This window comes from Bacillus sp. 3G2 (assembly GCF_044324725.1).
GTDB classification, from domain to species: domain Bacteria; phylum Bacillota; class Bacilli; order Bacillales; family Bacillaceae_G; genus Bacillus_A; species Bacillus_A mobilis.
Genome location: NZ_CP172246.1, coordinates 364,309 through 390,472, shown reverse-complemented (window position 1 = coordinate 390,472; position 26,164 = coordinate 364,309). Strand labels below are relative to the sequence as shown.

Below are 26,164 nucleotides of genomic sequence, written 5' to 3'. Positions count from 1 at the left end.
ATCTTCTCCCCTTACTTCACATAGTGCATGGACTGTTCTTTTAACGTTTCTACAAAGCTTGTACCTGTTTTATATTGATTCGCCTGTAAAATAAATTTCTTCGCTACTTGAAGACAAATGCGTTCTGCTCTAGCACGTGCTTCTTCGTTCTCGATACAAGTAATATCTTTTACTTTCGCTAGCCCAACAATACGACGAATTAACTCAAGGCCCGTCACTGCAGCCGTATCCTCTAATACAGATTGTAAATATACTTCGTTAAAGCCTTCTTCCTTCGCCATAATCTCGGTCACATGCATATTCCAAACATCTAAAAACTTCTTCTTAAATAAATCAATTACCTCTACCATTGTTGATTGTAGCCAATCTATATACGTATCTTTCTCAGCCCCGGGCGGCATGGTTGCATCTGCATTTACCCAAGCAAACATTAAATTCGCCATTACATTCCCAACGTCATATCCCATCGGTCCATAAAAAGCAAACTCAGGATCAATAACCTTTGTAGAATCATCTCTTACAAAAACAGAACCAGTATGTAAATCACCGTGAATAAGCGCCTGTGCATTCGTCATAAAAGAAAACTTAAGTTTTGCTACTTCCATACGAAGCTCGTTATCACTATAAATATGCTCTCTAATCCATCCTTCATTTAACGGAAATAACTCGTTACGCTTATTATGATTTATAAATGGCTCGGCGTAGACGAGGTCTTCTGTAATTTCACATAACTCAGGATTTATATAATTTTTCACAAGTTCCTTCTTCTCTTTATGATTCATTACAACATCTGATGTTAATAGAAGAGTATTTACCATAAAAGTAGTTAAATCATCCGCAAGATTTGGAAACATTTGATGATTTATAAGTGCTGTACGCAATATAGTGTGATCCGATAAATCTTCCATTACGCAACAATTCATCACACTATCAAACAAATACACCTCTGGAACAAGCCCAGGTGCTAACTCTTCCTCTAACTGCAAAACATCTGATTCTATACGAATACGATTCGTCGACAATTTAAACTCATCTGAAATGCGTGCTGTATGCCCAGCTTGCTTTACAATGACAGAAATATTCTTCTGTTCATCCCAAACGCGGAATACATAATTTAAATTACCATCGCCTATTTCTTTACACTGCAACCCCTTTGCATCCTCAAACCTAGATAATTTCTCTTTCACATACACAATCACATCGCTAGCTTCCATTAAAAAATACTTCGTGAACTTAGACATGGTTTCCCCTCCACACTAATTGTAAGCGTTTTCTAAAAGCTATAAAAATAATAGGGTAAAATTTTTTATCCTATATTATATCTTCTTCTTTTTGAAAGGTATATCTAGGTTTTATTATATCTTGTTAAAAATGGGAGTCAATGCTTCTCTTTTCTTAGTTTCCCCTCTCTACATAAAGGAAAATTTCAGTGCTACGGATAATTCATTTGCACCACTCCAATACGTACGATGCCTGTATTCATCCACCCCCTTTCCTTATCTTTGAACTTTCATGTAGAACATTATTTCCTCTACATTACAGGATAAATCATTAAAAACCACAGATTTCATAACATGTAAATATATTAAATCTTTATATCTAATATATACAATTTAAATATTGGAAATTTTATTATATATTATTGAAGAAGAGGTGATTGCTCCATGTGGAAACAAGCCATCGGTTGGCTTCTCATCACTGTGATGATTTTTTTAATGATACATATTAACTTTCGAGATAGTGATACAAATCTCATTCAAAAACCTGCACAAAATGGGACAATCGACTTACGTGATCTTCCTTCAAATGCGAAAATATTATCTTTAGCAGGCGAATGGAAATTCACCCCAAATGAATTTGTGAATGTGAACCAATTTCAAGAACAAGCTCCAAATCAAGTTGTGCCAGGGCAGTGGGAATCCAATGCACAATATGGTACTTATCAATTAAAAATCGAGCTACCTAAGCATTTTTCTGAAGTTGGTTTTCGCATTCGAAACATTTGGTCCGCCCATACCATTTATGTAAACGGCGAAAAAGTTTCTGAAATAGGTCAGATTGGAAAATCAAAAGAAGCTACAAAACCTGAAAATCCATCATATGAAATGTATTTAAAACCGAAAACAACAGAATTGCTCATAACAATTCACGTTTCAAATTTTTACAATGTACGCGGAGGTATTATTTTCCCAATCGATTTCGGTGACGCTAAAGCGATGCAAGAAGACGTAGCTGAAGATACAAATATCGAATGGACAGCCGTTTCCATCTTATTAGTTTTTAGTATTTTTCATCTAACTATCTTTTTATTACGTAAAAAAGATGATGGCTTTTTTTATAGCGGTTGTTATTTCCTAAGCCTAGCACTAATTGTTATGACACGAGGAGAACGTATATTACTTCGTGCGGTTCCTAATATCCCTTTTGAATTTTATTTTCGCTTACAGGACTCTATTACATTTTTTAGTGCTATTTTATTACCACTATTTATTTCAAAAACTATGCCGACTATTATAAATAAAAAACAACTGCTTTTATTATTTTCGCCTTTCTTTATTTATAGCGTAGGAATAATCTTATTTCCAGCTCGATCTCTATCCAATCTACAAACTCCATTCTTTTTTTATATGAATATAATGTTGTTGTGGATTATCCTGAGAATGATTCAGCTCATCATACAAAAAAAGTGGATTATTAGTAAAAACGAAATTTTAATTTTCACCCTGATGTTACTTACTCTATTTATGTTTCTTTTTAGCGGTACACTCGAACAACTTTTTGCATCAGGTCGTAATATATTTAACCGCTTTGGGCTACTAGGGTTCATTATTATGATGAATGTTTTTTTAGGCACACGTTTTATTAATCGTACCGAAGAGGCCGAGCACTTATCAAAAAAATTAGAAGCGATTCATTTAACAAAAGATTCTTTTTTAAAAGTAACAACACAAGAATTAAAAGATCCTTTATACCATGCAATTAATTTAATTAAATCTGTAAAAGCTAATGATAAAAAGGAGAAGCATTCAAATGAGCTACATGTATTAGAACAGCTTACAGAACGTTTACTATACCTTACTAATGATCTACAAGATTTTACAAAAATTAAATTTCATGATTATTCTTTTACAGCAAAATCAACAAATATAAAAATGGTTGTGAATCATGTTTATAAATTAATGGAACTACCTCTCTCAAGAAAACATATTACATATCAAGAATATGTATCAAATAATTTACACGGATTAGTAGATGAAGACCGATTAACACAAGTGCTTTACCGTATTTTAGAAGAATGTTGTTACTATGCAGTAGACGGGAAAATTGTTATTGATGCTCAGCATATAGGAGAAAATATTCATTTAACCTTTAAAGCGACTAGCAACTCTACCGTTACTTATGAAGATACTCGCACTGAAATCGGGTTATTAATAAGTAAAGAACTACTAGAACGTATGGATGGACATTTGCAGGTAGATTACTATAAAACTTCTATCTTATTTAAAATCCAAGTTCCTTTTTATGAATATAAAGAAATACATATTATTTTACAGGAACAACATAATTTTAAAGAAGTTTCTCAAGCAAACACTAGTATGCTGCCAACAATCTTAATTGTAGATGATGATGTCATACATACAGAGGTACTAAAATCTTTACTAGCAGAAACATACAATATTACCATTGTGCATTCGGCTCAAGATGCTATTTTCTTATTAGAGAGCACGAAAGATTTCGAGCTTCTTATCATAGATGAAACTCTTCCTGAGATTGGAGGAGTCGAACTAGCTAAACATATACGCAAAAAAACATCAGTATTAGAATTACCTATTCTAATGTTAAGTTCAAAAGATTATCCAACGAATGTAGATCATTTATTTGCAAGTGGAATAACTGATTACTTAGTCAAACCTTGTACAAAGCAAGTACTATTAGCTAGATTACATACTATTTTCCAAACAAAAGAAGCGATACTGCAAGCGTTTGAAAATGAAATGGCCTTTCTACAGGCACAAATTAAACCGCACTTCTTATATAATGCAATGAGTAATATTATTTCATTTTGTTATACAGATAGCGAACGGGCTGCACATCTCCTAACGATGCTAAGCTCCTACTTACGCTATATATTTGAATCTGGAAACGAAACAAATTACTCTACATTACAAAAAGAAGTTTCTATCATTCAAGCATATGTAGAAATAGAAAAGGCACGATTTGGCGAACGTCTTTCTTTTTCATATGAAGCTGACACTATTGAATCTTTAGATGAAATATATATACCTAATTTACTCGTACAACCACTTGTGGAAAATGCAATACGCCACGGTCTATTTGAGAAAGAAGGAAACGGTCATGTACAAATTAATATAAAACAAATAAAAGAGATTTTATTTATACAAGTAATAGATAACGGGATTGGGATGTCAGAAACAACCATACACAATTTGTTAAACGGAACTCTTCAGAACCAAGGAATTGGATTTTCCAATGTTTTACGTCGTGTTCGAAAGTTTTCCAATGGAACTGTAGAGATTTATTCTATTGAAAATAAAGGAACAACTATTAATGTAACGATTCCATTAAAGGAGAGAATGTAGTGTGGCGAATAGTAATAATAGAAGATGAAAAGCCTATTTTAGATTTACATAATCATTTGTTAACAAAACATGGCGGATTTCAAATTGTTGATACTTTCCAGTCACCATTAGAAGCAATTAACATGCTTCCTCATTACACATTAGACGCTATTTTACTAGATATTGAAATGCCTAAAATGACAGGAATTGAACTCGCTAAGAAATTAGTAGATGACGGTATCGATGTTCCGATTATCTTTTCTACTGCTTATCCCAATTATGCTTTAGAAGCGTTTCGGGTACAAGCTCTCGATTATATATTAAAACCGTTAACACCTAGTGCTGTACAAGATTTAGATTACCGCCTAAAAAAATATTACGGTGTTCCAAATCAACAAAGAAGTTCAAATACTCTTCAAGTACAACTGTACGGTAATACATTTATAAAAAAAGACCATCAATCACTAAAGTGGCCTACCCGTGTTACTGAAGAGCTGTTTTATTACTTCCTTCTCCATAAAGAAAAAACTGTTTCAAAGTGGCAGATTCTTGATGATATTTGGCCTAACATAGATGAAAAACGTGCATTAGCAAACTTATATAATACTATTTACCGAATACGCCAACTATTTAGTGAGCTAAATATCCCTCTCAAAATCGAGCGTACAACTGATGGCTATGAAATGCAGATTAACCAAACAGTTCAATTTATAGAAACACACAATACCGACGACCTATTATTAGAGTCCAAAGGATATTTATGGGCTTACAAACTTCAAAATATACAACTTTAAGAAACCTGTTTCTAAGCTGAAACAGGTTTCTTATTTTATAACAAATACCTTGAGAGATTTTTGAGAGAAACGTTTGATACATTAATAAATATAAATAAACCATATTTAAAGTATTATCCCATTTCATTAAACTATTTTCTTACTATCTATATAAGGAGAAAAAAATGAGCACTCACACTAATCAAGACATTATGCTTACAAACATTGAATCCATTTCCGACAGGACCAATTTTAATTTATATTTACAAGAATCCAATGATTTCGATCCTAACCTTATAAAATGTACCATGTTAGAATTTATCGTCACAAAAGACAGTGTAAAGATTTACATAAAACATACACCAAATTGCGATTCTGAAATTTATACGATCAAAGAGTACATGATTCCAAGCTCAGCATTCCATTACGTTTTCCCAACTATTCATGAAAATAACGAGGAGATATCCGTACACATGCAATGTTTTGGTATACATGGCGAACTACTCGTTGCTGAAAAACTATTTATCCATAAAAACAATCAGTTAAGTTCTAAATTACGTACATTTTTCGAAACACTGAACAGCAATATACATAACGCCCTACACGCATTAAAAAAGGATTAAAAGGTCCCCTATCAAGTCACATTACACTTGATAGGGGATTTTTTAACCCTTTAATTTTACAAAAGAAGCTGAGTTATTTCTTTTTCTCTAACTCCTCGTGAAACAATTTACACTTCTATATATGTCCAATAAATGAACAATTAAAATAACAGTAATTTTTCAAAAAAATTCCGATTCATTTTGTTTTATTTATCTCATCATTCTTTGTACAATAAAGTAAGAAGTTACTTTTCAACCACATAACCTACTAAAAAATCTTTCCTCAAAACATTTAATTATCATCTATATGTTTCAAGCTTAAATGTAAACAATCTTCCATCTATGATTATACTGATTCCTTTACAACTAAATTTTCTACTCTATCACTGCCAAACTGTTTCATCATCTCAATTGAGAATAAATATTAATTAAATTGATATAAAGTTGGTTTATTCTCTTGACAAAATAACCACTTCTATATGATAATTAATATCGAATTAGAATTATTATAGTTAATTAAAAAATATATTTTATGAGCACACTATTTTTTGATGCTCAAAACCAACATTTAGGAGGAATTTTAATATGTTATTAATCGGCACAGAAGTAAAACCGTTTAAAGCTAATGCTTACCATAATGGAGAATTTATCCAAGTTACTGACGAAAGTTTAAAAGGAAAATGGAGTGTAGTTTGTTTCTACCCAGCTGACTTCACATTCGTTTGCCCAACTGAACTTGAAGACTTACAAAACCAATACGCAACTCTTAAAGACTTAGGCGTTGAAGTATACTCTGTATCTACAGACACTCACTTCACTCACAAAGCATGGCATGATAGCTCAGAAACTATCGGCAAAATCGAATACATTATGATTGGTGACCCAACTCGCACAATCACTACAAACTTCAACGTTTTAATGGAAGAAGAAGGTCTTGCTGCTCGTGGTACATTCATCATCGATCCAGACGGCGTTATCCAATCTATGGAAATCAATGCTGACGGTATTGGCCGTGACGCAAGCATTCTTGTTAACAAAATTAAAGCAGCTCAATACGTACGTAACAACCCAGGTGAAGTTTGCCCAGCTAAATGGCAAGAGGGTTCTGCAACACTTAAACCAAGCCTTGACCTTGTAGGCAAAATCTAAGGAGTTCGATCAAAATGATACTAGATGCAGATATAAAAACACAACTATCCCAATACCTTCAGTTAATGGAGAACGATATTTTACTTAAAGTAAGCGCTGGAGACGACGACGTATCTAAAGATATGTTAGCTCTAGTAGACGAATTAGCTACTATGTCATCTAAGATTACAGTAGAAAAAGTTGAATTAGAGAGAACACCAAGCTTTAGCGTAAATCGCCCTGGTGAAGACACTGGTGTCGTATTCGCTGGTATTCCATTAGGACACGAATTTACTTCATTAGTGTTAGCTTTACTACAAGTAAGTGGACGCGCTCCAAAAGTTGAACAAAAATTAATCGATCAAATTAAAAACATTCAAGGCGAATATCATTTTGAATCTTATATCAGCCTAAGTTGTCATAACTGTCCTGATGTTGTACAAGCTCTTAACGTAATGAGCGTTCTAAACTCTGGTATTACACATACTATGATTGATGGCGCTGCATTCAAAGAGGAAGTAGAAAGCAAAGACATCATGGCAGTACCAACAGTTTTCCTAAATGGCGAATCTTTCGGAAGCGGTCGTATGACACTTGAAGAAATTTTAGCTAAAATGGGTAACGGTCCAGATGCATCAGAGCTTTCTGATAAAGATCCATACGATGTTCTTGTTGTTGGTGGCGGCCCTGCTGGGGCAAGTGCAGCAATTTATGCAGCACGTAAAGGCATCCGCACTGGTATCGTTGCTGAGCGCTTCGGTGGTCAAGTAATGGATACTATGGGTATTGAGAACTTCATCAGCGTAAAACGCACTGAAGGTCCTAAGCTAGTAGCAAGCCTTGAAGAGCACGTAAAAGAATACGACATCGATGTAATGAATCTACAACGTGCAAAACGTTTAGAGAAAAAAGAACTTATTGAAGTGGAACTTGAAAACGGCGCTATTCTGAAAAGTAAGAGCGTAATCGTTTCAACAGGTGCTCGCTGGCGTAACGTTGGCGTACCGGGTGAAGCTGAGTTCAAAAATAAAGGTGTAGCATACTGCCCACACTGTGACGGTCCATTATTCATTGGAAAAGACGTAGCAGTTATCGGCGGAGGTAACTCTGGTATTGAAGCAGCTATCGACTTAGCAGGTATTGTTAATCACGTAACTGTTCTTGAATTCATGCCAGAATTAAAAGCTGATGCTGTATTACAAGAGCGTCTTAACAGCTTACCAAACGTAACTGTTCTGAAAAACGTTCAAACGAAAGAAATCACTGGTACTGATAAAGTAAACGGTATTTCTTACATCGATCGTGAAACTGAAGAAGTTCATCACGTTGAATTACAAGGTGTATTCGTACAAATCGGTCTTGTGCCAAACACAGACTGGTTAGGCGAAACAGTTGAACGCGCTCGCGGTGAAATCGTAACAGACAAGCACGGCGCTACAAACGTACCAGGAGTGTTTGCTGCAGGTGACTGTACAAATAATCCGTACAAACAAATCATCATCTCTATGGGTTCAGGTGCAAACGCAGCTTTAGGTGCATTTGATTACTTAATCCGTAACTAATTATATAGACGTGAGTAAAAGACGCGCTCCTAATAGGTAGCGCGTTTTTTTTATGGCATTGTATGCAAATGGTCGTCAAATTCCTTCCACCATATTAAATCATACGGTGGTTCTATATCTAATACTACATTTACCTCTTCTGCTACTACTTGTATTCTTTTGGCTGGGTTATCTCTTTTTCCTGAAGAATAAATAGCAAGCTTAATTATTTCCTGCTCTCCATCTTCATAAATCCTTTTCTTTAAGTCTAATTGGTCAATTTGTTCTTTTGAAGGAATCTCTTTCCCTTCCCATTCACATATTTCAAATAGAGGATATCGATCCCCATACCATTCTTCAATAATCTCAATGACTTTCAGAATAATATAATTCCCCGATATTAGTTCGTAACTAACAGCATCACCTGCTTTTAAAGAAGTATTTGCTATAAATCTCTTCGGTACTTTTTTAGCTTGTGGCTGCGGAGAATGTAACTGTTCTCTAAGTTTATTTAACACTACTTCACGTTTTCTCTGTAATGTAGGTTCTTCTTCCCAGCGTGCTAAATCTGCGCCGCTCTCTATTATTTGCAATGCCTCATATTTAACATTCTCTTGAAGCCTTCCTAACTTCCATTGTATATAAGCAAATGCTACCCAAAAAACAAGTATCTCTTCATCATCTAGTTCATTCTTGTATTCCTCAATTACAATCCTACTTGCTTCTTCATTCGAATATTCGTTTCCTAACAAATCCTTATAAATTAACTGAATATCTTTAGCAATATCATCTGACAATATCGCTACTCCCCAAGCCCCCATACATTAACACTCCAATCTATAAACTAAAAACCTCTCATTCCCATTCTTCTCATAAGCCCCAGGCAACCTGACTTCCTTCTTCAGCTCAAACGCAGTCTGATTCTCCAAGAAGAAAATATAATCTTCAGAAGGATAGTATAAAATAATATCCACTTCTCTCTCCGCTTTTTCTACCGAAAGTAAAATATTATTTACTACGTTCATAAATACTTGTACAGAAAATGGATTAAAGAAATAAAATCGGTTATCACGTGGATCAATCTCATATTCCTGCGCTAAACAACATTCAAACCCAATTTTATCTTTACTGTTTCTTACCTTTCGTACATAACGATCCAGATTATCCATGGCTTCTTTATAAAACTCTTCATTCATTTCAATTCCAACCGCTGAAGCACCACACTTATAGTGCATGTAAAAGTTTAATCGTCCTTTTCCGCATCCAAAGTCTACAACCCGATCGCTACTTCTTATTTCATATTGATTCAATAGCTCATCTAATCCGCTATATGGCGTCGGTTCATAACGGTGATAATGCATAGATTTATTAAAGCCCTTTTGTTCACCGACAGTTTTTATATTTAAAACTGCATCATAATATTGTTCGTTCATTGATTTTCTCCTATTAAGAAATGGTACTTATTATTATACACCATGTGCTAGAGAGGGATTTTTCATTGAATTAATTGGTACGTGAAATTATATAGACGATTTTCTGAATATATCTATCGTAACTTCAAATATATCGACGTTTCGACAAGGAATATCGACTTACCGACAATTCACGACAAAAAAACAGGAGCTATCTAGCCCCTGTCCTCTAATACTTTCCATACAGTTTGTTTCAATATTTCTACTCCATCCATAATACAACTATGATCGAACTTCATATACGGATGGTGTAATCCAGGTTGTAGGTTTGCCCCTAGTCCAAGCATGACAGCTTTTAAATGTGGTCTCTTCACTGTGTAGTAATGGAAATCATCGCTTCCTGTCGTATAAAGTGGTCCAGTGCATCCCTCTTCCCCGTATACTTCAAGAATGCCTTTTCGCATAAAGCGCTCAGCTTCTTCTGAAACTTCAGCTCCTGGTGCGAGATCGATCCACTCATACGATACTTTAGATCCCATTGATTCAGCCGCCAAAATTACTCGCTCTATTTTTTGCTTCAATTCATTTAGTAATATGTTATTTTCTGCTCTTACATCTAAGCTAAAATGGCCGTTACCTGGAATGATATTTAGATTATCCCCGCCAGCTTGGCACCTTGTCATCTTCACTGAATAGGAACTTTGTGGTGGTAACCATATATTTTTCAAACCGATATTGATCATAGAAATGACATCAATTGCATTTATCCCTTGATGCGGACGTGCCCCATGTGCATCATCTCCATGAATCGTTCCTTCTAAAAATCCTGCCGCTCCGTGATGAATAGATGGGGCAGCTTGTTTCAAAGGTAGTTCTTCAATTGGTCGCAAATGAACACCGAATAGGAAATCTACATCATCCACGGCACCCTTCTCTACCATCTTTAAAGAACCATTTCCTTTTTCCTCTGCCGGCTGAAAAATAAATCTAACCGTTCCACTATCCCATCTCATATTTTTCAATTGTAAAATAAGCCCCATCACAATTGTCATATGAGCATCGTGACCACATGAATGATTCGCTTTAAATTCTCCGTCCACTTCTTGCCAAAGTGCATCCATATCGGCACGAATCGCAATAACTGGATTCCCGCTTCCGAGTTCAGCAATCACGCCTGGGCAATCATCAAATATTTTATATGAAATTCCTTCTTCTTTTAAAAAGTTAGTAATATACGCTGTCGTTTCATACTCTTTCCAACTCACTTCAGGGTTTTCATGTAAATGCTGAAAAATTTCAGTTAAACGCTCTTGTAGTTCTAATGTTTTCAAAGCTACATTCTCCTTCCCAAATTCCAAAACCATTCAGGTTAATTATACTTATGAAAAACAGATGTTTTTATGAACATATTGAATTTTAAGAAAAAAGTCAATTGTTTATTTTTAAATACGATAAACAACTCATTTCCACTCATTCCATAACGATAGAACATTCCTTATTTTCTGTTTTTTATTGACGCTCGTATCAATTTTTAGTTATTATAATTTAATAACGTCTATTTTGCGACAATTCTAAAAATACAAACATACATAATGAGGAGGCAGTTTATGAAAAAAGAAATACCTTTTGGCGTAGCAATGATCCCTGTTATCGTTACAGTTGCAGTTATGATGGTTACAATTGTTGTATTAAAACAAAGCCCTCACGTCCCACTTATTATCGGTACTACCGTTGCTTCTATCGTCGCTTGGCGTTACGGTTACAAATGGCACGATATTGAAGAAGCAATGTATAAAGGAATTCGCCTCGCATTACCCGCTATCGTTATCATTATCCTAGTAGGTTTAACGATTGGTGCTTGGATTGGCGGCGGAATCGTCGCAACAATGATTTATTACGGTTTAAATCTTTTAACTCCATCGCTATTTTTAGTTTCAATTACAATTATTTGTTCTATTGTTGCATTAGCTATCGGTAGCTCTTGGTCTACAATGGGAACAATTGGTGTTGCAGGAATGGGAATTGGCCTAAGTATGGGAATCCCAGCTCCAATGGTTGCCGGTGCTATCATTTCCGGTTCTTATTTCGGCGATAAAATGTCACCGCTTTCAGACACAACAAACTTAGCTGCAGGGTTAACAAATACAGATCTATTCACACATATTCGTCATATGTTATTTACTACAATTCCAGGTTTACTTATTACTCTTATCGTTTATGCGTTCTTAGGAAGAAGCTTCGGCGCTAACAATATTGATGCAAAAGGTATCGATCAAACGTTACAAGTATTGCAACAAAACTTTGTTATCTCACCTTTCCTATTAATTATACCTGTAGTCGTTATGGTATTGGTCGCTAAAAAGGTTCCTGCGATCCCAGCTATTCTCGTAGGTATTATTTTAGGATTCTTATCACAAGTCTTTATTCAAGGCGGTTCTGTTTCCGCATCTGTCGGTGCACTCCAAAATGGATTTGTCATAGACACTGGCAACAAGCTAGTAGACGAACTCTTTAACCGCGGTGGCTTAGATTCGATGATGAATACAGTTTCTATGACAATTGTCGCTATGACTTTCGGAGGAGTACTAGAACATACTGGTATTCTTCGCTCAATTGTAAATCAAATTTTAAAATTAGCGACATCAGCAAAAGGACTTATCGCTTCTACTATCGCATCTTGCTTTGCAACCAACCTTACTTGCTCTGAACAATATATTTCAATTGTTGTTCCTTCAAGAATGTACGCAAATGCATACACAGAAAAAGGACTACATTCTAAAAATTTATCCAGAGCATTAGAAGATGGCGGAACATTAACTTCTGTTTTCGTACCTTGGAATACATGTGGCGTATTTATTCTCGCAACACTTGGAGTTGGCGCATTCGAATATGCTCCTTATGCTATATTGAATTTCATCGTACCTATTATTTCAATCCTTTACGGCATAACTGGTCTCACAATTACGAAACTATCAGACATTGAAAAAGCAGAACTACTAAAAAAACAAAAAGCTCAATTAGAAGCTTAAAGATAACGGTAAATTCAGTTCATATATTGCGCGAGGGCGCCCTTGTTGATAGGGCATTTCCTCGCCGCAAATATGAGCATACCCATAATCAACTAGTTTCTTTAATAACCTTTCTGTTGATCGGCGAGTCACTTGTAAGTATTCAGAAAGATCTGCTGCTGTAAACTTCAATGACGGATGTGATTGACTAAATTGAATAATTTTTGATAAATTTGCTGGACTAAGTTTCGTTTCCTTCGCTATTTTCATGAGTTCCGGGTTTTCATTCTTCAAACTTTGTACTCTCTGTTCTTTCGGGAACGGACCAAATAGTTCTTTATCACTTGTTAGTATATAAAAGCAGTGGTCTATTGTATTATTCTTCGCGAAACTTTGAGCGATTTTAGCATTTCGCTCCGCTTCTTTCACAGTTTTCCCGTAACCAAATCCAATAGCTATCGTTCCTTCTATACTCGCAAATAAATTATTTATCATATTTGTTTTTATAATTGATTCAATATCACCACGAGTCGTATACAAAATGAACGTCATTTCATCAACTCTTTTAAATGAACCACACAGTTCTTTTGAAATGACATCTAATTGCTCAAGCAAACCTTCTCGTAGATCTAATAAAGAAATCATACAAGCACCAACAGTAGCTGAATGGCTTTTTGCTAACTCAGCTTTTATTTTCGCATCTTTTAACCCATGTATAATGGATTGCTGCGGATCTATCATACGCTTTGAAGGAATACCTATTTTTTGAAGTGCATCATAGACAGCATGAATACTAGTTAAAGCTAAATGAGCTTCTCCTGATTGATATTTAGCTATATGAAAATCCGTAACTCTATTTATTTCATCTTTACTCCACAGCATATTTTCATAATCAAACACTTGTGGACTTTCTTTTATACCGATATCATGGAACACATTTGTAATGAATGAACGGTCTACTAAATCAATTGAAATTTTATGTGGTTGAACACCTTGGTGATACATGACAGAAAGAATGGAAGATACGACAGTTGTCTCGTCTTGCTGTAAATACGTACTTGGAATTCGTAATTGTTCTCTTATTTCTTTTGCCATATAATAAGGTAAAGCACCTGAGAAAAAGATGAAGTCACAAGGCTTTAAACGCTTTAATAGTTCAGAAGATTCTGCTGGATGAAGGTAAATATATGGATCAATCTCTATTTCTTCTAATTTATGAGCAATAGGTAAAAGTGTTTCCATAAACTCTTTTGAACCGACGACTGCAATTTTTATCATCATTTCTCTAACTCCTTATCATTAATTAACGACTATTTAACGTCAACTATATCAAATGTACAAAACTATTGTAAACAGAAAGGGGTCTCTACCTAATGAAAATTACAGCTATTCATCTTTATGCAATTCGTTTACCGCTTCGCGATCCGTTTGTTATTAGTTATGGTTCTTATTCTGATATGCCTTCTATTATCGTCAAAATGGAAACAGATGAAGGTACTATCGGTTACGGTGAGGGCGTTGCTGATGATCACGTTACAGGCGAATCATGGGAAAGTACTTTCCATACTTTAAAACATACACTTGCTCCTGCGCTCATCGGGCAAAATCCAATGAATATCGAGAAAATACACGATATGATGGACAATACAATTTACGGTGTGCCTACTGCGAAGGCTGCGATTGATATCGCTTGTTTTGATATAATGGGCAAAAAACTAAATCAACCTGTATATCAATTAATTGGCGGTCGCTACCATGAAGACTTCCCTGTCACTCACGTCTTAAGTATCGCCGAACCTGAAGACATGGCTGAAGAAGCTGCTTCCATGATTCAAAAAGGTTACCAATCTTTCAAAATGAAAGTCGGTACAAATGTAATAGAAGATGTAAAACGAATTGAAGCGGTACGTGAACGTGTAGGAAATGATATTGCGATTCGTGTTGATGTAAACCAAGGGTGGAAAAATAGCGCTAACACATTAACAGCACTTCGTTCATTAGGTCATTTAAACATCGATTGGATTGAACAGCCTGTTGTCGCAGACGATATTGACGCAATGGCTCACATTCGTTCTAAAACAGACCTTCCGCTTATGATTGATGAAGGATTAAAAGGTTCTCGTGAAATGCGCCAAATCATTAAATTAGACGCGGCTGATAAAGTAAATATGAAACTAATGAAATGCGGTGGCATATATCCCGCTGTAAAACTCGCTCACCAAGCAGAAATGGCCGGCATTGAATGCCAAGTTGGATCCATGGTCGAATCATCCGTTGCCTCTTCCGCAGGATTCCATGTCGCTTTTTCGAAAAAAATCATTACGAGCGTTGAACTTACAGGTCCATTAAAGTTCACGAAAGACATCGGAAACTTGCATTACGACGTACCATTTATTCGCTTAAACGAAAAGCCAGGACTCGGCATTGAAATAAATGAAGATACATTACAAGAACTAACCGTCTTTCAAGACGTTGTACGCTAAAGGAGGACTAACGCATGACAGTGCTATACAAAGGATCATTAAAACAAAATAACGAGTCATTTCACGTTACATTACTATCACTAGAGAACATCGAGCAAATCTTATCACTACAAAACGTCGTAGTTGAAGCGCTAGAGGATAAAAGTCGCTTACAACCACTCTCGTTAGAAGAATTTCAATACATTCTAGAAGGAAATGGCATGATGATCGGTGCTTTTATCGAAAACGAACTCATTGCATTTCGTGCCCTACTCGTCCCTCCTATTGACGATGAACATTTAGGACTTGATATTGGTATAGCAGAAAGCGAACTACACCGCGTCATCTATCAAGAAATCTCAAATGTTCACCCGAACAGCCGAGGAAATGGGATGCAAAAAATATTAGCGACAGTCATCATGGATGAATTACAAAAAGAAGATAGCCAATACGATTATGTTTGCTGCACCGTTGCCCCTTTTAACATTCCAAGTTTGAAGGATAAGTTCGCGCAAGGAATGGAGATTGCTACATTGAAAGAGAAATATGGTGATAGTATGCGGTATGTATTTGTGAAGGAATTGCGCGAGAACATAGAAAAGAATTGGACGGATGTTAAGAGTGTTCCTATGAGTGATGCTGGTGGACAGCAGGCGTTGCTTTCGGATGGGTATCGCGGGTATGAAATGAAGAAAGTAGACGGAGCTTTTGTTGTGAAATTTGGACGATAATTGCTAGGTAAGAAAAAGGAGATGTCTGCTGTGACATCTCCTTTTTCTTTATTGAACATATCGATTGCAACTCCAAATATATCAGCGATTTTTGAAATATATCGGCTTACCGACAAGTATTGACAATAATTGCAACCTATATAAAGCCCACCACTAAACCGTCATCTTCCAACTAGATAATGCTAACCAATTCTCCATTTCTTTATAATCAGGCATTATCTTCCCGACAAGACGCCAAAAAGATCGATCATGATTTAAATGAACCATATGGCACATTTCATGAACAACTACGTAATCAATTACTCGCTGCGGTGCCATTGCTAGCTTCCAATTGAATGTTAGCTGTAAATTTGAATCGCAAGTGCCCCACGTGCGACTACTATCTGTAATACGAATAGAACGTGGTTTTGTTTTGAAGTTACTTTGATGCAATTTAATACTCTTCTCTACTAATGACTTACACTGCTTATAATAAAATCGTTTTAACGCTTGTTGTATTTTCTCGTCCTTAAGCTCTTTTACATAAATATGTAGCTTATCTCTTTCAAACACTGCACTGTCTTGCGTAATACTTGCATCTTGAGAAATCTGTATCGGATACGTATTTCCTAAATACAGAAACCCCTCTCCCTGATCATAATCCTTTTCCTGCGGTCCGAGTGCTCGCTCTTGCATTTCCTTACGTGTTTTCTGAATCCAATCCCATTTCTCCTCTAGCAACTGAACTAAGTATTCAACAGGTGTTCCCTTTGGAGCCTGCACTTCCACATTTCCGTACGAATCTACAAAAAGACGCACCGACTTTTTCTTCTTATAAGTTATATGAAAATTAATTGTCTCACCTAAATATGTATGTACCATTTCATCACCTAGTGTATTATTTTACAAATAAAAAAGAATAGGACACGAACGCCCTACTCTACCTATTATATCATTTACCGCTTTAGCAGACTCATTACCCTCTATACTTTACACCTAATCCCTTAATGAAATTCCTTGCATATCTATCGCCGCACTCTTTGTAATTTTTATGGCCTTTTTTTCTTAATAGGGCTCCTAGTTCTCCCTTTGTTACCGTAACGCCTACGCTATCTAATATATCAAGTACATCCTCACTCGTTAAAGATAGTGCAATTTTCATTTTCTTTAGAAGAAGGTTATTCGCACTCTCTTTGCTTTGTACAGGTGCCGGTTGTCCTGGTTTCGGATCTTGCTTCCCTCTTTTTAAAGTAATAAATCCATTGAAAAATGCCTCTAACATCATCATATCGCATGTTAATACGTACTCATCTTCGACCATATCATCATTTTCAGCTTCATGCTGAGGTGCTCTCTTTATTTTTGTAAGCATATCAACTACGTCTTCTTTCGTTACTTCCATACCACCAAGTTTAAATATTTCTACCATATCTATATCTCTTATATCTAAAGCGTACCTTACTCTTTTTAATATATCGTTGTTGCTCATTGCCATTGTTTTGCCTCCTGAAATGTTGATTATAGTAATGCTTTTAGCATGTGTAAATAAATGTCGTTAAGTTATTACTTTAACATTTTAGGTGGAGGTTTTGTAGTCTTAGGTGGATTAATGCGTGTAGGGATTAAACCTAAGAAGAGATTTGAATGCTTTTTGAGTCACCTTTACCTATATTATTTTTTTTATAACAATACACAAGTATTACTTAGTATAATAGAATAACAGCATTTTAAGGACTTTCAGTTAAGTGGAGAATATCCAGTCTATATTTTTGGTGGAAGGGGAAGAAAGTTTTAAACCCTTTCTATATTATTGATAAAAAAGCATACTTTATTTTTACGATTGGAGTTTGTTGTACATGTTAGAAAAAGGTTTAGACCGAGTAAAAAAAGTAGAATTAATGGACAAATATATTGATTCTCATCAAGGAAAAATAACTAGTACCGAGATTTGTAACATTGTAATGTCCATTTTCAAATTTGATTTAACAACTAAACCTGTCCTATCAAAAGAATGGATAATGGCAGGAGCGGTTTCCTCAACTGAAAATATTGCTAAAATAGCCATAGATTCTGCCCTTGCCCGTTACGGAGAAACGGTGACCGGAATAGAGATTCGCCAACTTATCAATCAAATTTTTGGTATTAACTTAGATGCGATATCCTCTTTAGAGGGAGCAAGAATTTCTTTATTTTCTAAAGATCAGTGGGTTGTTCAGGATGAACAAGACTTATTTGTTGTTCATACTGGGTTAGGAGATGTTGACGTGAAAATTTTCCCTACCGACTATTTCACTGAACAAACTGGATTAGAGGAATTGCCACAGGCCCTACAGCAATCATTAATAAGCTTTGGGTTCTCTTGCGGTGAAAGGACTGGATGTTACTATTACTCAAATCCATCTGGAGAAGCAATTCCAGATGCCTTTAAGGGTCAGATTATCGGAACGATCCTTAAGGAGATTCACGATTCATATCAATCTTTATAAAAAAATCATATAGGGATTCCCTATATGATTTTTTTAGTCGTTGAATACAACAACTTTATTTTCCGAAAGACGATAAAAATTTAACTCTATCTCCCATAGGAGGAGTATTGTTATCGACTAAAGCAACTTCTAGAACTGCTGGCCCATTTGAATTCATTAAGCCGTTTATAACATCTTGGTTAATATCTTCTAGTTCATTGATTCTGTAACTTGGTATATTCATAGACGCGGCCATTGCACTAATATTAATTGATTCCTGTTCAAAGGATGGATGAGTCCTACGGAACTGTAGCGAATGGCCGTGATATACCATTCCTAAACGGGCATTATTCATCACAACAAATAAAATTGGCAAATTGTATTCCTTTGCCGTCAATATTTCCATTCCGTGCATGAAGAAGCAACCATCACCCGTAATACATACAACAGGGCGCCCTGGTTCAGCCAGTTTTGAACCAATCGCTGAACCAATCCCGCTTCCCATTGCGCCAAAATGTACATTAATATTATAGGAATCAAAATCTATGACCTTCATGTGATGAATAACATACGCCATAAATTCACCAATATCAATGGTATACCTAGTAGTTGACGGTAAACATTTTTGAAGCGTCAGGAGAACATTTTTCGTATTATATTCCTCCGTATTCTCTTCCTCTTTCTTCTTTTCAGCGGTAAGCTCAGCGCTCTCCTTTTGCAATCCTAAAGCTTTTAATTCTTCTATTAACAATAATAAACTTAAATTTATATCGCCTAGTACTGGAATGTCCACTTTGTACTTCCTATTAAAGACAGATTGGTCAAAATCTATTTGGACAGAGAAGCGATCTTTTATCAAGTTTCCATTATAATTATTTGTCGCAGTTTCCCCCAAGCTGGAACCTACAATTAATAATGCTTTTCCATCCCCCTCATTAATCAATGCAGAAGCAGCCTCATGACCAGCAAATCCAAACACTCCGACTAAAAGCGGATGTTCCTCAGGGATATATCCCTTTGCTTGTGGAGTTGTTATAATCGGCCAATTCAGCATTTCTGCCAACTCTATTAATGACTGAGCAGAATTTCTTATTCCCTGTCCTGCAAAAATATAACCCTTATCCCTTTTTACTAGCTCTCTAGCTGTTTCTTTTATTGTACCTAGCTCAGGAACAATAGGAAGTCTTTTAGGAAGTGATGGCATTTCAACATTTTCTATATTCTCGTGTTGAATATCAATCGGTATTGCAACATGGACAGGTCCTGGCACTCCGGATAGAGCAATTTCGATAGCTAGTGCAACTTCTTTAAGTACGTCCTTTACATCATTAACCGTAACGCTATATTTTGTAACAGATCTGAAGACTGGTTCTACATCTAATTCTTGTGATGCATTCAAACCTACCGTATTCATAGGTACAGCACCTGTAATGAATAAAACGGGTAAATGCTCTCGCATTGCATTAGCAGCACCTGTTACAAGATTTGTGGCACCTGGTCCGCTACAACCAATACATACACTTAGCTGATTTGTATATTTAGCATAAGCGGCAGCCATGTAGGATGCTGCCCCTTCATGCTTTGCTACGATTGGTGTTAATTCAGGCATATCATAAAGTTCATCAAAAAACGCATTTACAGAACCAGCTGGGATACCAAATATATGTTTAACTTCATTAGCTATTAAATATTCTAATACATTTCGGGCTGCTCTCATGTGTATGCTCCATTCATTTTTAATTTATTTCTCTATTAAAAAAAGTTTTTCGATGTCTTCAGCTGGCATAGGACGGCTGAAAAAATACCCTTGCATCAAATAACAATTTCGTGCAGATAAAAATTCGACCTGTTCCTTTGTTTCAACACCTTCAGCAATAACATCAAGGTTCAAATTCTTAGCCAGCGTAATAATAGTATTCGTAATAGCTGCATCATCTTTTGTCATATCCTGTACAAAGGATTTATCAATTTTTAACGTTGAAATAGGCAATTTTTTCAAATACCCTAAAGATGAATAGCCAGTCCCGAAATCATCAATAGCGAGGTTGATTCCTAGACCTTTTAATTTCTTCATTGTTTTTAAAGTTGATTCCGTATTTTTAACAATTAAATTTTCGGTGAGTTCTAGTTGTATATACCTCGGAGATAGCTCTACTTCCTCTAAAACATTTTTGACCATAGAAAATAAATCACTTTGTTCGAATTGACGTGCAGATAAATTCACAGACATACTAATTAATGGGCAACCTTGATCGTGCCATTTCTTTAATTGCCTGCAGGCCTCTTTTAGAACCCATTCACCTATCTGGACTATTAATCCAGTTTCTTCAGCTATTGGGATAAATTGATCAGGCGGTATCATCCCATGTTCTCGATGGTTCCACCTAATTAAAGCCTCTACGCCCTCAATCTTATTCGTTTTACCATTTATTTGCGGTTGGTAATAAATCACAAGTTCTTCTTGTTCCAATGCCTTATACAAATCATTTTCTAGCTTGATGCTTTCAAAAGTTCTAGTATCCATTCCTTCACTGAAGAAATGATAGCTACTTCCTGATATTTCTTTCGATTTATACATAGCTGTGTCTGCATTTTTAACTAAGATTTCAGTCGTATCACCGTTATCAGGAAATATACTAATACCAATACTCGTTTTCATATAGATTTCATTGTCTACTAACTGAAATGGTCTTGAAAAAGAATCAATGACACGATTTACTACCTTTAACACTTCTTTTTCACTTTTGATATTCGGTAAATAAATAGTAAATTCATCCCCGCCCTGTCTCGAGACCGTAGCACTTTTAGGAACACAAGCACTTAATCGATTTGCAACTTCTCGCAACAGCAGATCACCGAAGCTATGCCCGAGCGTATCATTCACAAACTTAAACCTGTCTAAATCCAAATACAGAACTGCTAATTTTTCAGCATTTAATTGAGCATATGTCAGCCCTTGAGTTAGCCTGTCCTTTAGTAGAACTCTATTAGGTAGATCTGTTAAACTATCAAAATAAGCATGATATTTTATTTCTTCCTCCATTTGTTTCCTTTGGGTTATATCCTTAAAGGTAACGACTTCTCCGACAATTTCATTCCCTTCTTTTATAGAGGAAATGACATACTCCACCGGAAAACAGGATTGATCTTTTCTAAAAAACTGCTCAGTTTTATCGTAAAGATTCCAATTTTCATCGTAACCTGAGGCCACCTGCTTTTTCTTTCCTACTTCAATTCCGTTGAAAACCATACTGGACGGTTTTCCTATTAATTCATTTTTTATATCATAGCCTAACATGGAAGCACCAGCTGGGTTACAAAAGGTAATATTCCCATCAAGGTCTAAACCAAAAATTCCTTCTCCAGCAGAATTGAGAATCAATTCCTTCTCACGGCTAAGCTGCTGTAATTCAGTTATTACTCGTTCCAGTTCCTTATTTTTAACTGTAATTTCTGAGGTCCTCTCTTCGATAATAATTTCCTGTTTTTCCATATATAAAAGGTTTGATAGCGTGGAAGCAGTTGCATCGACAATAGATTGCGACAGCTGTATTTGCCCTTCAGAATAACTAAAATTACTATCTCCTAGATTGACCACGGATATTTGTCCTAATACCTCTCCCATTGAAACCAACGGCAACATAAAGAGTCCCTTCATACCAAAATTACGGCAAACATCATGGTTTGGGCGCGGATCTGCATAAACATCTGGAATCCAGATTGGCTTTTTTGTTTCAATGACCTCTTGCGTGACTCTATCATTACTTTTATCAAATTTTATCTTATCATGTGTCTTGATCCAATCTTCTTCTGTCCATTCTGAATCCTTACTTAACTTCACCGGTCTAATTTTCTTCTTAGCTAAAGGCTCTAGTAAATGAACCCCGATATTATAATTGTCTAAAACTTTTCCTAAATAGGAAAAACAGGTATCAAGACTTTCCTGCATGGAGGAACACATAGATAAGTCCCGTGTCACATCCAGCAAGAGCTGTTTTTCAGCAATAAGGTTTACCTTATGAGTTAAATTGTTCGCATTTTGAATCGCAACAGCCGCCATATTCACATATGCCTCAACTGTTTGAATTTCTGACTCTGTTAAGTTCATGGGAATTCCGTAATCAAATAAAAAAACTAGACCAAATAACTCTTCTTCAAAAGAGATAGGAAGAACGAATAAAGATTTAATTCGAAACCCTTCCACTGCTCTCGGATCTGGCCGGCTATCCTTAGATGTATCAGGTATATAGATGGCTTTTTTTGTTTCAATTACTTCTTTCGCCAGCAGGTCAATATCTGTATCAATGACATGCATATCCAATGTCCATCCGTTAATAACTTCCGGTTTTCCTACATACCCTCTAAAAGTCCCATCTTCCTGCGGCAAATAAATACCAACAGAATCGCATTGAACGATTTCTTCAGAAATTGCTATTGTGACTTGCTCTAAAACTTCACGTAAATCCAGCTTTGTATTAATCATTTTAGTTATATTCGCAAGTCGAGAATACCTCGTTTGTTCCTTCAACATAAAAACGAACTCCATTTCATTGAAAATATCCATTTATATCCAAAAACTTTTATCCAAAACCTATCAATACTATCATTTTACTATGCATTTATTACTAATTCGACAAAATATTTCATATTTCTCACTATTATAATGTTTTTTATAGATTTAATATAGGAATTGTTTGCATAATCATTTAATATTTTTATTACTCAGTTGCGCGATACATACGTTGTCATTACTAAAGGTCATACAGCCACAAAAATTCATTTACTGATGATACAACTCAGCTTACTTAAAATGAAACAAATACCACTACATTCAGGTAACAATGTACAACATTACTTATTGCTTTTTAATACATTAAAACAAAAAAACAGATGGGAATCCCTACTCATCTGAGTCAAGATTCCCATCTGTCTATTCAAACTACCTCTACTTCAGGGAGTTATACCGTTTCACTACCTTCTACCACATTCACACTCGCCTCAAACTTATCAAGTAATGCGCGTACTTCATCAGTTGATTTTGTGCTCATCAATTGATTTCTTAATTCAGCAGCTCCAGGGAAGCCTTTTACATAAATTTTGAAGAAGCGATGTAGTCCTGTGATGGAGCGTGGTAATACTTCTGCATATTGATCTTGAAGATCAAGTTGTAGTCTTAAAAGATCTAGGTGTTCTTTACTGCTATGCTCTCTTGGCTCTTTTTCGAAAGCAAACGGATTTTTAAAGATACCTCGTCCGATCATAACACCATCAATGCCGTATTTTTCAGCAAGTTCCAGTCCGATTTTACGGTCAGGAATGTCGCCGTTAATTGTTATTAGTGTATTTGGTGCGATACGGTCACGTAATTTTTTAATTTCCGGAATTAGTTCCCAATGCGCATCCACTTGGCTCATTTCTTCTCTTGTACGTAAGTGAATAGAAAGGTTTGCGATATCTTGTTTGAAAATATGCGTTAACCAATCTTCCCATTCGCTTAACTCTTTAAAGCCCAGCCTCGTTTTTACGCTAACAGGCAGTCCGCCCGCTTTTGCTGCTTGAATAAGTTCTGCTGCAACATCTGGACGTAGAATAAGGCCACTACCTTTTCCTCTTGATGCAACGTTCGGTACAGGGCACCCCATATTAATGTCGATGCCTTTAAATCCTAACTCTGCCATACCAATACTCATTTGACGGAAATATTCAGGATTATCTCCCCAAATATGCGCCACGATCGGTTGTTCATCTTCTGTAAAAATTAAACGGCCACGTACACTTTTCATACCTTCTGGATGACAATAGCTATCCGAGTTTGTGAACTCTGTGAAGAATACGTCTGGGCGACCAGCTTCACTTACTACGTGACGGAACACAACGTCTGTCACATCTTCCATTGGTGCAAGTACGAAAAATGGTCGTGGTAAATCACGCCAAAAATTATCTATCATTTCAAATTCAAATCCTCTCAATATGAATGCAATTTCAAACTCTCAATAAACCAAAAAGCAGATGGTATAGATTTTCCTATATCAACTGCTTTCCTATTATACCAACTTAAGCCAAGCTACACACTCTACATGCGTCGTATGCGGGAACATATCAACAGGTTGTACTTCCTGGGTTTTATATCCGCCTTCTTCTAGTACTTTTAAGTCACGTGCTAATGTTGCTGGATTGCATGAAACGTATACGACGCGTTTCGGTTTCATGTCGATGATTGTGTTTAGTAGTGCCTCATCACAACCTTTACGCGGTGGATCTACGACCATTGTGTCAGCGATTACGCCTTCTTTGTACCATTTTGGAATGACTACTTCTGCTTCTCCTACGCCAAATTCAGCGTTTGTCATGTTGTTTAGTGCTGCGTTTCGGTTTGCGTCTTCGATTGCTTCTGGGACGATTTCAACACCGTACACTTTTTTCGCTTTTTGCGCTAGGAATAAGGAGATAGATCCAATTCCGCAATAGGCATCAATTACTGTTTCGTTGCCATCTAATTTTGCATATTCTAGCGTTTTATCATATAACACTTTCGTTTGTTCTGGATTTACTTGATAGAATGAACGTGCTGAAATTGCAAATTTAATGTCACCGATAAAGTCATAAATATATTCTGATCCGTACAGTACTGTCGTTGTGTCTCCGAAGATTACGTTTGTACGTTTCGTGTTTACGTTTTGAACAATCGATTTTACTTCTGGGAATTTTGCAGCAATTTCTTCAATGATTGCTTTTTTGTTTGGTAATTCTGCTGTACGAGTAATGAAGACAAGCATAATTTCCCCTGTTACTTGTCCGTAACGAGCCATTACGTGGCGAAGTGTTCCTTTATTACGCTCTTCGTTGTATGCCGAAATACCGTGTTTTTCACAAATACGTTTTACTTCCTGGATTAATGTATCGTTTTCTTCTGCCTGAATTAAACATGATTCCATATTAATGATGTCATGTGTTCCTTGGCGATAGAAACCAGCGACAAGTCCACCTTCACGTTCTCCAATTGGTACTTGTGCTTTGTTACGGTATACCCATGGATTCTTCATGCCAAGTACAGGATGCACAGGAACATCGCTTAATCCGCCAATGCGCTGCATAACGTCACGTACTTGTTTTTCTTTCGCTTGTAATTGTCCTTCATATGTTAAGTGCTGAAGCTGACAACCGCCGCACTGATTGTACACTGGACATTCTGCATCTTTACGATATGGGCTCTCTGTATGAAGCTTCATTAAACGACCGAATGCGAAGTTTTTCTTCACTTTAATAATTTTAATTTGTGCTTCTTCACCTGGTAATCCGTTTTTAACGAAAATAGGATAGCCCTTTACTTTCGCAACACCGGCACCATCATGTGTTAAATCTTCAAATACTACATCTATAAACTCGTTTTTCTCAACTGGTGGCGTCATTTTTGTACTCATTTTCCGACCTCTCTTTTTCATAACACTGCGTTACATTTTATCATACTTATATGGTCTATTTC

At 36.0% G+C, this 26,164-nt stretch carries 20 protein-coding genes; 9 read left to right on the top strand and 11 right to left on the bottom strand.

Annotation, left to right across the window (positions count from 1 at the left end):
* Positions 1–11: 11 nt before the first annotated feature.
* Positions 12–1,241 carry an S-methyl-5-thioribose kinase gene (mtnK, locus tag ACHZK0_RS02030; RefSeq protein WP_395761103.1) on the bottom strand — a complete coding sequence of 410 codons (1,230 nt, stop codon included), beginning with the start codon at positions 1,239–1,241 and terminating at the stop codon, positions 12–14.
* A 423-nt stretch (positions 1,242–1,664) separates the two neighbouring features.
* Here mtnK and ACHZK0_RS02025 point away from each other — a divergent pair, with 423 nt between their 5' ends.
* The 5 genes from ACHZK0_RS02025 to ahpF all read left to right on the top strand — a co-directional run bounded on the left by ACHZK0_RS02025 (position 1,665) and on the right by ahpF (position 8,645).
* A complete protein-coding gene (locus tag ACHZK0_RS02025) occupies positions 1,665–4,601 on the top strand; it encodes a histidine kinase (RefSeq protein WP_395761102.1) in 2,937 nt (978 codons plus the stop codon).
* Positions 4,601–5,374 carry a response regulator gene (locus tag ACHZK0_RS02020; protein WP_377921209.1) on the top strand — a complete coding sequence of 258 codons (774 nt, stop codon included), beginning with the start codon at positions 4,601–4,603 and terminating at the stop codon, positions 5,372–5,374. The genes ACHZK0_RS02025 and ACHZK0_RS02020 overlap by 1 nt, the downstream gene beginning before the upstream one ends.
* A gap of 164 nt (positions 5,375–5,538) precedes the next feature.
* Positions 5,539–5,976, top strand: a complete 438-nt coding sequence (locus ACHZK0_RS02015; RefSeq protein WP_262741289.1) for a DUF3978 domain-containing protein — start codon at positions 5,539–5,541, stop codon at positions 5,974–5,976.
* A gap of 564 nt (positions 5,977–6,540) precedes the next feature.
* Complete coding sequence (ahpC, locus tag ACHZK0_RS02010) at positions 6,541–7,104, top strand: alkyl hydroperoxide reductase subunit C (protein ID WP_000924420.1); 564 nt, start codon at positions 6,541–6,543, stop codon at positions 7,102–7,104.
* A 14-nt stretch (positions 7,105–7,118) separates the two neighbouring features.
* Complete coding sequence (ahpF, locus tag ACHZK0_RS02005; RefSeq protein WP_262741288.1) at positions 7,119–8,645, top strand: alkyl hydroperoxide reductase subunit F; 1,527 nt, start codon at positions 7,119–7,121, stop codon at positions 8,643–8,645.
* A gap of 50 nt (positions 8,646–8,695) precedes the next feature.
* On the opposite strand, the gene ACHZK0_RS02000 is transcribed toward ahpF, so the two are convergent.
* The 3 genes from ACHZK0_RS02000 to ACHZK0_RS01990 form a co-directional block, all read right to left on the bottom strand.
* Entirely contained in the window at positions 8,696–9,445 is a 750-nt protein-coding gene (locus tag ACHZK0_RS02000; RefSeq protein ID WP_395761101.1) for a hypothetical protein, read from the bottom strand.
* 3 nt (positions 9,446–9,448) lie between these two features.
* Positions 9,449–10,057, bottom strand: coding sequence for an SAM-dependent methyltransferase (locus ACHZK0_RS01995; protein ID WP_262741286.1), 609 nt, complete (start codon positions 10,055–10,057; stop codon positions 9,449–9,451).
* Between the two features lie 194 nt (positions 10,058–10,251).
* Positions 10,252–11,367, bottom strand: coding sequence for a M20 peptidase aminoacylase family protein (locus tag ACHZK0_RS01990; RefSeq protein ID WP_395761100.1), 1,116 nt, complete (start codon positions 11,365–11,367; stop codon positions 10,252–10,254).
* Between the two features lie 276 nt (positions 11,368–11,643).
* Here ACHZK0_RS01990 and nhaC point away from each other — a divergent pair, with 276 nt between their 5' ends.
* Positions 11,644–13,065, top strand: a complete 1,422-nt coding sequence (gene nhaC / locus ACHZK0_RS01985) for a Na+/H+ antiporter NhaC (protein ID WP_395761099.1) — start codon at positions 11,644–11,646, stop codon at positions 13,063–13,065.
* Here nhaC and ACHZK0_RS01980 read toward each other — a convergent pair.
* Positions 13,054–14,325 carry a transcriptional regulator gene (locus ACHZK0_RS01980; RefSeq protein ID WP_395761098.1) on the bottom strand — a complete coding sequence of 424 codons (1,272 nt, stop codon included), beginning with the start codon at positions 14,323–14,325 and terminating at the stop codon, positions 13,054–13,056. The genes nhaC and ACHZK0_RS01980 overlap by 12 nt on opposite strands.
* 92 nt (positions 14,326–14,417) lie before the next feature.
* Here ACHZK0_RS01980 and ACHZK0_RS01975 point away from each other — a divergent pair, with 92 nt between their 5' ends.
* Together ACHZK0_RS01975 and ACHZK0_RS01970 are read left to right on the top strand one after the other, a co-directional pair.
* A complete protein-coding gene (locus ACHZK0_RS01975; RefSeq protein WP_395761097.1) occupies positions 14,418–15,527 on the top strand; it encodes a mandelate racemase/muconate lactonizing enzyme family protein in 1,110 nt (369 codons plus the stop codon).
* A 14-nt stretch (positions 15,528–15,541) separates the two neighbouring features.
* Positions 15,542–16,237 carry a GNAT family N-acetyltransferase gene (locus ACHZK0_RS01970; protein WP_262741282.1) on the top strand — a complete coding sequence of 232 codons (696 nt, stop codon included), beginning with the start codon at positions 15,542–15,544 and terminating at the stop codon, positions 16,235–16,237.
* 153 nt (positions 16,238–16,390) lie between these two features.
* On the opposite strand, the gene ACHZK0_RS01965 is transcribed toward ACHZK0_RS01970, so the two are convergent.
* Entirely contained in the window at positions 16,391–17,098 is a 708-nt protein-coding gene (locus ACHZK0_RS01965; RefSeq protein WP_395761096.1) for a M48 family metallopeptidase, read from the bottom strand.
* A 94-nt stretch (positions 17,099–17,192) separates the two neighbouring features.
* Complete coding sequence (locus ACHZK0_RS01960) at positions 17,193–17,711, bottom strand: DUF1456 family protein (RefSeq protein WP_262741280.1); 519 nt, start codon at positions 17,709–17,711, stop codon at positions 17,193–17,195.
* 361 nt (positions 17,712–18,072) lie between these two features.
* On the opposite strand from ACHZK0_RS01960, the gene ACHZK0_RS01955 reads away from it, so the two are divergent.
* A complete protein-coding gene (locus ACHZK0_RS01955) occupies positions 18,073–18,702 on the top strand; it encodes a hypothetical protein (protein WP_262741279.1) in 630 nt (209 codons plus the stop codon).
* 55 nt (positions 18,703–18,757) lie between these two features.
* Here ACHZK0_RS01955 and ACHZK0_RS01950 read toward each other — a convergent pair whose 3' ends face one another.
* The 4 genes from ACHZK0_RS01950 to rlmD all read right to left on the bottom strand — a co-directional run bounded on the left by ACHZK0_RS01950 (position 18,758) and on the right by rlmD (position 26,102).
* A complete protein-coding gene (locus tag ACHZK0_RS01950) occupies positions 18,758–20,398 on the bottom strand; it encodes a thiamine pyrophosphate-binding protein (RefSeq protein WP_395761095.1) in 1,641 nt (546 codons plus the stop codon).
* Positions 20,399–20,422: 24 nt separating this feature from the next.
* Positions 20,423–23,212, bottom strand: coding sequence for an EAL domain-containing protein (locus ACHZK0_RS01945; protein WP_262741277.1), 2,790 nt, complete (start codon positions 23,210–23,212; stop codon positions 20,423–20,425).
* 427 nt (positions 23,213–23,639) lie between these two features.
* The gene (locus ACHZK0_RS01940) at positions 23,640–24,629 is read right to left on the bottom strand and encodes a tRNA dihydrouridine synthase (RefSeq protein WP_270342109.1); all 990 of its coding nucleotides are present in this window, start codon (positions 24,627–24,629) and stop codon (positions 23,640–23,642) included.
* A 96-nt stretch (positions 24,630–24,725) separates the two neighbouring features.
* Positions 24,726–26,102 carry a 23S rRNA (uracil(1939)-C(5))-methyltransferase RlmD gene (gene rlmD, locus ACHZK0_RS01935; RefSeq protein WP_048529384.1) on the bottom strand — a complete coding sequence of 459 codons (1,377 nt, stop codon included), beginning with the start codon at positions 26,100–26,102 and terminating at the stop codon, positions 24,726–24,728.
* Positions 26,103–26,164 lie beyond the last annotated feature (62 nt).